Genomic DNA, 8,151 nt, shown 5'->3' with positions numbered 1-8,151 from the left:
CGTAGGCGTTGCCGATTACGTCGAGGTTGCCGATGCGCGAGGGGCGCATGTTCAGCTCGGGCCGGGCAAAATCCTCCAGCAGGTGGCGCAGCAGATCGTTCTTCTGCTTTTCCTCGCCCAGCCTGTTGGAGTTGAAGCTGATGTCCTGGAAGACGTCGCGCAGCTTGCCGATGTTGGCGTCCTCGATGGCGTGCAGGGCCTTGTCGATGCTCTCGCCGTTTCCGGGCTCGTGGCGCCGGTCGTAGAGGGCGTAGAAGCTGGCGCCTTCCGGCAGGACGAAGCGCTCGCTGCGCATCAGCTCGACGATCAGCTCGGGCGCGTCGCCGTATTCCTTCTGATAGCCGTCGTAATGGTCCTGCCAGACGTCGCTGATGTATTTCAGGAACAGCAGCGTCAGGACGTAGTCCTTGTAGATGTCGGCCGAGACGGTGCCGCGGAAGGTGTCGCAGGCGGCCCACACGGCGCGGTTGATGTCGTCCTGCTTGATGGGCTCGGGCATGGCTACTCCTCGTCGTATGTGCGCAGCCCGGCGGCGAGCGCGTTCATTTGCTGTTGGCGGTTCTCGATCAGGCCGGCGAGCAGGCGCTTTTCGCGCGCCGCGGCGTCGGCAAAGGCGACGATCGCTTTCTGTCGCGCCCGCGACGGGATCACGATCTCCAGGCGCTCGATGACCTCGCGCCGGATGTTCAGGATGTGTGAACCGGTAGCCTCGCGCTGCAGATATTCCTGCGCCGGCGCCTGGTTGATCTGCCAGGCGAGGAATCGCGGATCGATCAGGGTTCCGCGCGGCCGCAGCACGAAGAAATGGGGCGAGCACACCGTCCGGAACGGCGGCGGGTCGAGGGCCACGGCATAGGTGCGGACGCCGCGGGTCGAAAAGATCACGTCGCCGCTGGTGAGCGGCTCGACACGCCGCGCGGGCGGCAGGTCGATGCGCGACACGGTCTCCCACGCCACGCCGAAATCGGGATCGACATTGCGCATCTGGATCACGCCGGTTTCGCCGGGCGGGAGCTCATCCACGGCAGAGCGCAGGGGGTGGCCTGCCGCGATTTCCGCGACCTTTAGAAGGGCCGTAATCTGTGCACGATGTGCATTCATGCAAATAAGATAGCGGTTTGGCCCGCAGTCGTCAATCAATATGAATGCGTGAATGCCATTGATGCAAATGGAGCGGCCGACTGTGCTCTAAACGAAACAATCGAAATAAACGAAACATTCGAAACGAATGTCGCACCCCGCACAGGCCACTCTTTTAAGACGCATGGCGCATGCAATTATTCGTCAGCCGCCGCCCTGACACCGGTCAATGAACCGACGCGGTTCCTTCATGGCCCGGCAACACGCCCGGCATGTAGGTTTTCGCGTGGTGTCCCGGAGTCGTAACATCCTCGACCAGCGCCGGCCGTCTCTCGCGTGTTGGACGATTGTCGCCGCCGTGCTGGCCAGGGCCGCGCGATCGGCCGTGAGTTCGCGGTCGCGCGAAACGGCACCCATGACGATGGCCTTGCGCCGGTCGATACTTCGCCTCCGCCCGATCAGCAGTGGAGGGAACACGCATGGCACCGAAGCTTGTCGACTACCTGTCCTACGAGCCCGAGGACACCGGAATTCTCTGGATCCGGTTCAACCGCCCGGACCGGCTCAACGCGCTCGTCGGGACGGCGGAGGAGAACGGCACCGTCGCCAAGGTCGGTGAGTACATGCGCGCGGGCGACGACGATCCTAAGATTCGCGTGATCGTGCTCACCGGCGTCGGCCGCGTCTTCTGTGCGGGCGCCGACCTGCGCTCGAAGATGCCGGCGGACGTGACGGGCGAGGAGTTCCCCGGCAACCGCGGTTCGCACGAGGGGCCCGATGCCGCGCGTCAGCACTTCTTTCACGGCTTCACCAAGCTTCACCGCGACATCTCGCTGATCCGCAAGCCGACCATCGCCATGATCAACGGCCCGGCGGTCGGATCGGGCATGGACATGGCGCTTCACTGCGACATCCGCATTGGCTGCGAGAAGACGCGCTTCATCGGTTACCAGAATGCCGGCCAGATCATCGAGAATGGCGGCTCCTATTATCTGCCGAAGATGGTTGGCCTCGGCCGGGCGCTCGAATTCGCCTATACGGGCGAACTCGACGCCCAGCGCGCCTACGACTGGGGCATGCTCAATCACCTCGTGGCGGCGGACAAGCTCGAGGAGACCACGCGGGCCCTGTGCGACCGCATCATCAAGGTGCCGCCGCTCGTGCAGTGGGTCGGCAAGCGCATCATGCGCGCGGCCCTCGACAGCACGATGGAGACCACCATGGTCCTCACCTCGAATGCCGGCGGCATCCTGAACGGCTCCGAAGACGCCAAGGAAGCGCGCCGCGCCTTCGCCGAGAAGCGCCCGCCGGTTTTCAAGGGCCAGTGATCGAGGTCGTCTCTTCGGTTTGGAGGCGCTAGACTGCGGCATCATCCAGCATCGGAGGGGCGGCCCATGACATCGAACGCCACCCGCCTGTCGCGCCGCGGCTTCGTGCGGTCGGCAGTCGCTCTCGGCCTCGTCGGCGGCACGGCCTCGCCACTCTTCGCCGCCGAACCGATCAAGCCCGGCGCCAACAGTGCCCTCATCGTCATCGACGTCCAGAATTGCTTCATCGACGGCGGCACGCTGCCGGTGAAGGGCGGTGCCGAGGTCGTGCCGATCATCAACAAGCTCGCCGGCGCGTTCCAGAACGTCGTCGTGACGCAGGACTGGCACACACCCGGACACGCCTCGTTCGCCAGCGCGCATGCCGCCAAGAAGCCGTTCGAGACGATCGGGCTCACCTACGGGACGCAGGTCCTGTGGCCCGACCATTGCGTCCAGGGCTCGGACGACGCGGCCCTCCACAAGGACCTCAAGCTGCCGACGGCACAGCTCGTCATCCGCAAGGGCTACAACAAGGGCGTCGACAGCTACTCGGCATTCGAGGAGGCAGATCGCAAGACGACGACGGGGCTCGCTGCCTATCTCAAGGCGCGTGCCATCGATACCGTCTTCCTGACCGGCCTCGCCACGGATTTCTGCGTCGCCTGGACGGCGCTGGATGCCCGCAAGCTCGGCTTCACCACCTACGTGATCGAGGACGCCACCCGCGCCATCGACCTCAACGGCTCGCTGGCTGCGGCCTGGAAGGAAATGACGGCCGCCGGCGTGAAACGCATCCAGGCGAGCGACATTTCCTAGCGGCTACGGCGGCCAACCGAGCTCGATCTCGATGACGACGGGCTTCACCTGACGCATCGCGGAGTCGGCCGAGGAGAATTCGACGTCGCCGTTTACCTTGTCGAGCGCATCGCCGGGCGCATCGCTCGCCGGGTCGAAGCGGACCGATAGGTTGCAGCCACCGAGCGGCTTGTCGAGCCGGCCGCCGTCCCAGTTGTTGGTATAGCCGCCGAGGTCCCAGCCGAAGCCCGTCAGGGTGAAGGGCTTGCCGTTCATCGCCTCGATCTCCGCCAGGGTGAGGCCGTTGGCGATGGGCTTGTCCAGGCCCGTCACCGCGACCGGCCAGGCCGACCCGTTGCGGACGATGACGACGTTGGGGCGGGCATAGGCATCGTGCCACAGGATGTCGATGCGCTTCGCCGGATCCTTCGCGAAGATGGCCGTTCCGGGCTCCGTATTGCCCTCGCCGACGGGAATGTCGGCGCGTTCGACGTTGGCGGCGCCGAACACCTGCGCGAGCTTGCGCTCGTCAGAGTCGCGGGTGAACGGCCCGGTGCAGTCGAGCACGGTGGGTGACTGAACCTGCGCCATCGCGGGCACTGCAAATGTGACGCAGACCAGGGCGAGGAGGCGTCGGGACAGGAACTGGGACGGTGACATCTCGCTCTCGAACCGCTCTGGCGGCAAAGGCCCCCCGAGCGCCATATTGTGGCCGCTGCAAGGGAGCAGCAGCATGACCGAAGAGTTCGTCTTTTATCACACCCGGCGCTGACGCGAGACCGATGTCCTCTCCGATCACCCCCCGCAGGCTGGCGACGATCCTGTTCGCCGACGTCTTCGGCTACAGTCGCATGATGCGCGCCGACGAGGAACGCACCCTCGTCGACCTGCACGCGCATCTGGCCGAGCTGGTGGCGCCGGTGATCGAACGGTTCGGCGGCCGCATCGTGAAGACGGTGGGCGACGGCGTGATGGTCGAGTTCGGCAGCGCGGTCGAGGCGATGCGATCCGCCGTCGAGCTGCAGCGCGGCATGGCCGAGCGCAACGAAGGCGTGCCGGTGGAACGACGCCAGACCTTCCGTATCGGTCTGCACCTGGGCGACGTGATCGCCTCCGATGATGATGTGTTCGGCGACACGGTAAACCTCGCCGCCCGGCTGCAGGGTGTGGCCGAGCCGGGCGCCATCGTGCTGTCGGCCGCGGTGTACGAGCAGGTGCGCGACAAGCTGGCTCTGACGTTCCGCGACCTCGGCAACCGCTCGGTGAAGAACATCGACCGGCCGGTCCATGTCTTTACGCTCGATCCCTCCGCGCTCGCCGAGGGCGCGGCGGCACCGTCCCGGCCGCAGCGACGCAAGCGCATGGCGGCCGCCGTCGCAGCCATTGCGGCAGGCCTGGTGGCGGGGGCCGGCGCCCTGGCCTATTTCTCCGGCCACCTCCTGCCGGCGGAGGAGGCGGTCGCCTCCGCGCCGGCGCCGGTCGAGACGGGCCTGTCGGTGGCGGTGCTGGTCTTCGCCAACCAGAGTGGCGATCCCGGCCAGGATTACTTCTCCGATGGGCTGACCGAGGACATCACGCGCGCGCTCGGACGCTTCAAGCAGCTCACCGTGCTGTCCTATGGCGCGGTGCTGCCGTTCAGGGGCAAGAACCTCCCGCCCCAGGAGATCGGACGCGCACTGCGGGCGCGTTACATCGTGGGCGGCACGGTGCGCCGCATGGGGCCGCGCGTGCGCGTCACCGTCCAGCTGAGCGACGCGATGACCGGCACACAGCTCTGGTCCGAACATTACGACGACGATCTGGGCGACATCTTCGCGGTGCAGGACCGCATCGCGCGCCGCATCGCCGGCACCCTGGCGACCAACCTGCAACAACTCGCCGTGCAGCAATCCCTGCGCAAGCCAACCGACAATCTCGATGCCTACGACATGCTGCTGCGCGGCCGCACCCGGGCGGCAGAGACGACGCCGTCGGGCAACCGGGCGGCACGCGAGATGCTGGAGAAGGCAATGGTGATGGCGCCCAACTATGCCGACGCCTATGCCGAGCTGGCCGGCGTCCATTTCGAGCGCGCCACCTTCGGCTGGTCGGAGTTCCCCCAACAGGACATCGACACGGCGATCCGCTACGCGCAGAAGGCGATCGATCTCGACGAGGAGAACGTGCTGGCGCATGGCGTCCTCGCCCGCGCCTATGCCGCGACCCGCAAGTACGACCTGGCGATGGCCGAATCGGAGCGCGCGCTGGAGATCAACCCCAGCGACGCCGAGGTGCTGCGGGCGCGGGCTGCGGTGCTGCTGTGGACGGGCCGCATCGAGGAATCGATCGCGACGGCCGAGATCGCGAACCGCCTCAACCCCAACATCGGTCCCGAGGCGGCGCTCAATCTCGGTATCGCCTACCTTCTGGGTGGCCGTTACGCCGATGCGGTGCGGCTGCTCGAGACGGTGCGCGCTCGCTTCCCGGCCTATCCGCTGCTCGATCTGCCGCTGGCCGGCGCCTATGCCGAAATGGGGCGCGCCGGCGATGCGCAGGAGGCGATGGACGAGGGCCGGCGCAAAAACCCCCATCTCGACGCCGCGAGCTTTGGCACGCGCTTCCAGGACCCGGCGCTGCAGCAGCGGCTCGCGGTGAGCCTTCGCAAGGCCGGGCTGAATTGAGATCGGTGCCGCCGGCCTACTGACCGGTGGTCTTCCTCAGGTTCTGCCAGTTGCCGTTGGCCCGGGTCGCGTTCGGGCCGGGGCTCTCGCGAAACCGCTCCGAGCCGGCGGCGCTGGCGAAGACATAGAGACGGCCGTTGGAGATGGTCCAGATGGTCGGGTCGGATTCGCGCAGGTTGCCGTTGGCCATGTTCATGGCGCATTGGCCGCCGAACTGCGGCGAATACTTGTCGGGATCGGCCCTGAACAGGTCGCGGTGCCGGGCGCTGACGAAGCGGTAGCGCACGCCGTCCCACACGAGTTCGTAGTCGGCACTGCCCGGGGTCGGCGCGCTCAGGGTGAAATAGGCCACCGGATCGTAGCCCTTCAGTCCGAGGCGCGCAGTGCTCGCCCGGTTCGGCTGCGCCCAGGCTGCAGACGCCCCCGCCAAGCCGCCGACGAGGGTGGCGCCCATTCCGCGGAGGACTGCACGACGCATGCTCATGTCTCGCTCTCCCGATGCGCCGGCGATCGCGCCGGCCATTTCGCGAGGTGGGTCTCGATTGGGGCGGAAGGGGGGCGCCTGCGAACGGTCGTTCAGGCTGGCCGCGGGGACGTGTCGGCCCGGCCGCGCTCCAGCATGCGGTAGGCGATCTCGGTCTCGCCCAGGACGATGAGATTGGCGCCCAGTTTTTCGAAATGCTCCACCGTCGCGCTCGAATGGGCGCGGGCCAGGATGTCGAGGCTGGGATTGGCGGCGCGGGCCTGCTGGACGATCTGGCCTGCCTCGAAAGGCTCCGGGATGGTGACGTAGAGGCGCCGCGCGCCGGCGAGGTTGAGTGCGGCGATGATCGCTGGTTCGGCGGCGTTGCCGGTGAAGACTTCGGCGCCGTCGCTGCGGGCGCGGGCGACGCCGGCATCGCTCGCCTCGACGACGATCATCTTTGCGCCGTCGCCCCTCAGGCCGGCGCCGACCAGCGAGCCGACCCGGCCGTAGCCCACGACGATGTCATGGCCGGTCAGGGTGGTCGGCTTCAGGTCGGTCGCGGGTTCGTCGGGCTGGGCAGCAGGCGCGTCCGGCTTTTCCTGGGCGAGACGCTCGAGGAAGGTGAAGATCAGGGGATTGAGCATGATCGAGACGATGGCGCCGGCCAGGACGAGGTCGCGCGATTCCTTCGGCACCATGCCGAGTCCGATGCCGATGCCGATCAGGATGAACGAGAACTCTCCGATCTGTGCGAGGCTCGCCGAGACGGTGAAGGCGGTCGACCGGCTGTGCCCGAACGCCCGCACGATGAGATAGGCGGCCACCGACTTGCCGACGACGATGATGGCGATGGTGGCGATCACGGCCACCGGAGAGTCCACGAACACCGCCGGGTCCAGCAGCATGCCGACCGAGACGAAGAACAGCACGGCGAAGGCGTCGCGCAGCGGGATGGCCTCCTCGGCGGCGCGCTGGCTGAGGTCGCTTTCGCCCAGCACCATGCCGGCAAAGAAGGCGCCGAGGGCGAAGGAGACGCCGAACAGATGGGCCGCGCCATAGGCCACGCCGAGGGCGATGGCATAGACGGCGAGGCGGAACAGTTCGCGCGATCCGGTATGCGCGGTGAAGTGCATCAGCCAGGGAATGACGCGCCGGCCGACGATCAGCATGATGGCCACGAAGATCGAGACCTTGGCCAGGGTGACGAGCAGCATGAACAGGATGCGGGTGGGCGGCGCGCCGTTGCCCTCGGTCGCCACTGCCAGTGCCGGCAGCAGGACGAGCGCCAGCACCATCGCGAGGTCCTCGACCACCAGCCAGCCGACGGCAATCCGGCCGCGATGGGTCTCGATGATGTGCCGCTCCTGCAAAGCGCGGATGAGGACGACGGTGCTGGCGACCGACAGAGCGAGGCCGAACACCAGGCCGGCGATGGGCGGCCAGCCCAGAGCCCAGGAGAGGCTGGCGCCCATCAGGGTCGCAACGGCGATCTGTCCGACGGCACCGGGGATGGCGATGCGTCCGACCGAAAGCAGATCCTTGAGCGAGAAGTGCAGGCCCACACCGAACATCAGCAGGATGACGCCGATCTCGGCGAGTTCGGTGGCCAAGGCGGGGTCGGCGGTGAAGCCCGGCGTGTAGGGACCCACCATGACGCCGGCCAGCAGGTAGCCGACCAGGGGCTGCACCCGTAGCCGCTGGGCGATCAGGCCGAGCACGAAGGCGAGCATCAGTCCCGCAGCGATCGTCGCAATGAGCGGGGTGTGATGCTCGGGCATCCGGTTTCTCTCAGCGATTGAATGGGTGCTTCCGGTGTGGCGCGCCTCCCCGGAAATTGCAA

At 67.1% G+C, this 8,151-nt stretch carries 8 protein-coding genes; 3 read left to right on the top strand and 5 right to left on the bottom strand.

Annotated features, from left to right (window positions below; genetic code table 11):
- Both ACT6UX_RS12475 and ACT6UX_RS12470 read right to left on the bottom strand, forming a co-directional pair.
- Positions 1-499, bottom strand: a 499-nt coding sequence (locus ACT6UX_RS12475) for a type I restriction-modification system subunit M N-terminal domain-containing protein (RefSeq protein WP_444775471.1), incomplete at its 3' end; no start/stop codon positions are given.
- A 2-nt stretch (positions 500-501) separates the two neighbouring features.
- Positions 502-1,023 carry a restriction endonuclease subunit S gene (locus tag ACT6UX_RS12470; RefSeq protein ID WP_444775470.1) on the bottom strand — a complete coding sequence of 174 codons (522 nt, stop codon included), beginning with the start codon at positions 1,021-1,023 and terminating at the stop codon, positions 502-504.
- Positions 1,024-1,559: 536 nt separating this feature from the next.
- Between ACT6UX_RS12470 and ACT6UX_RS12465 the strand changes: the two genes are divergently transcribed.
- Both ACT6UX_RS12465 and pncA read left to right on the top strand, forming a co-directional pair.
- Positions 1,560-2,408 carry an enoyl-CoA hydratase/isomerase family protein gene (locus tag ACT6UX_RS12465; protein WP_444775469.1) on the top strand — a complete coding sequence of 283 codons (849 nt, stop codon included), beginning with the start codon at positions 1,560-1,562 and terminating at the stop codon, positions 2,406-2,408.
- Positions 2,409-2,474: 66 nt separating this feature from the next.
- The gene (gene pncA, locus ACT6UX_RS12460; RefSeq protein WP_444775468.1) at positions 2,475-3,206 is read left to right on the top strand and encodes a bifunctional nicotinamidase/pyrazinamidase; all 732 of its coding nucleotides are present in this window, start codon (positions 2,475-2,477) and stop codon (positions 3,204-3,206) included.
- Positions 3,207-3,209: 3 nt separating this feature from the next.
- On the opposite strand, the gene ACT6UX_RS12455 is transcribed toward pncA, so the two are convergent.
- Positions 3,210-3,845, bottom strand: a complete 636-nt coding sequence (locus tag ACT6UX_RS12455; RefSeq protein WP_444775467.1) for a hypothetical protein — start codon at positions 3,843-3,845, stop codon at positions 3,210-3,212.
- A gap of 122 nt (positions 3,846-3,967) precedes the next feature.
- On the opposite strand from ACT6UX_RS12455, the gene ACT6UX_RS12450 reads away from it, so the two are divergent.
- On the top strand, positions 3,968-5,845 hold the full coding sequence (locus tag ACT6UX_RS12450; protein WP_444775466.1) for an adenylate/guanylate cyclase domain-containing protein: 1,878 nt from the start codon (positions 3,968-3,970) through the stop codon (positions 5,843-5,845).
- A gap of 16 nt (positions 5,846-5,861) precedes the next feature.
- On the opposite strand, the gene ACT6UX_RS12445 is transcribed toward ACT6UX_RS12450, so the two are convergent.
- Positions 5,862-6,329, bottom strand: a complete 468-nt coding sequence (locus ACT6UX_RS12445) for a YHS domain-containing (seleno)protein (RefSeq protein ID WP_444775465.1) — start codon at positions 6,327-6,329, stop codon at positions 5,862-5,864.
- A gap of 92 nt (positions 6,330-6,421) precedes the next feature.
- The gene (ybaL, locus tag ACT6UX_RS12440) at positions 6,422-8,089 is read right to left on the bottom strand and encodes a YbaL family putative K(+) efflux transporter (protein ID WP_444775464.1); all 1,668 of its coding nucleotides are present in this window, start codon (positions 8,087-8,089) and stop codon (positions 6,422-6,424) included.
- Positions 8,090-8,151: the final 62 nt, after the last annotated feature.

This window comes from Reyranella sp. (genome assembly GCF_052439685.1).
In the GTDB taxonomy this organism is placed as follows: Bacteria; Pseudomonadota; Alphaproteobacteria; order Reyranellales; family Reyranellaceae; genus Reyranella.
Note: the sequence above shows the minus strand (reverse complement) of the source record. Positions and strands in the feature narration are given on the sequence as shown.

What these genes read in the sequence shown, in the direction of transcription:
- ACT6UX_RS12465 (WP_444775469.1), top strand. Translation starts at nt 1,560, where the DNA reads ATGGCACCGAAGCTTGTCGACTACCTGTCCTACGAGCCCGAGGACACC.
- pncA (WP_444775468.1), top strand. Translation starts at nt 2,475, where the DNA reads ATGACATCGAACGCCACCCGCCTGTCGCGCCGCGGCTTCGTGCGGTCG.
- ACT6UX_RS12455 (WP_444775467.1), bottom strand. Translation starts at nt 3,845, where the DNA reads ATGTCACCGTCCCAGTTCCTGTCCCGACGCCTCCTCGCCCTGGTCTGC.
- ACT6UX_RS12450 (WP_444775466.1), top strand. Translation starts at nt 3,968, where the DNA reads ATGTCCTCTCCGATCACCCCCCGCAGGCTGGCGACGATCCTGTTCGCC.
- ACT6UX_RS12445 (WP_444775465.1), bottom strand. Translation starts at nt 6,329, where the DNA reads ATGAGCATGCGTCGTGCAGTCCTCCGCGGAATGGGCGCCACCCTCGTC.
- ybaL (WP_444775464.1), bottom strand. Translation starts at nt 8,089, where the DNA reads ATGCCCGAGCATCACACCCCGCTCATTGCGACGATCGCTGCGGGACTG.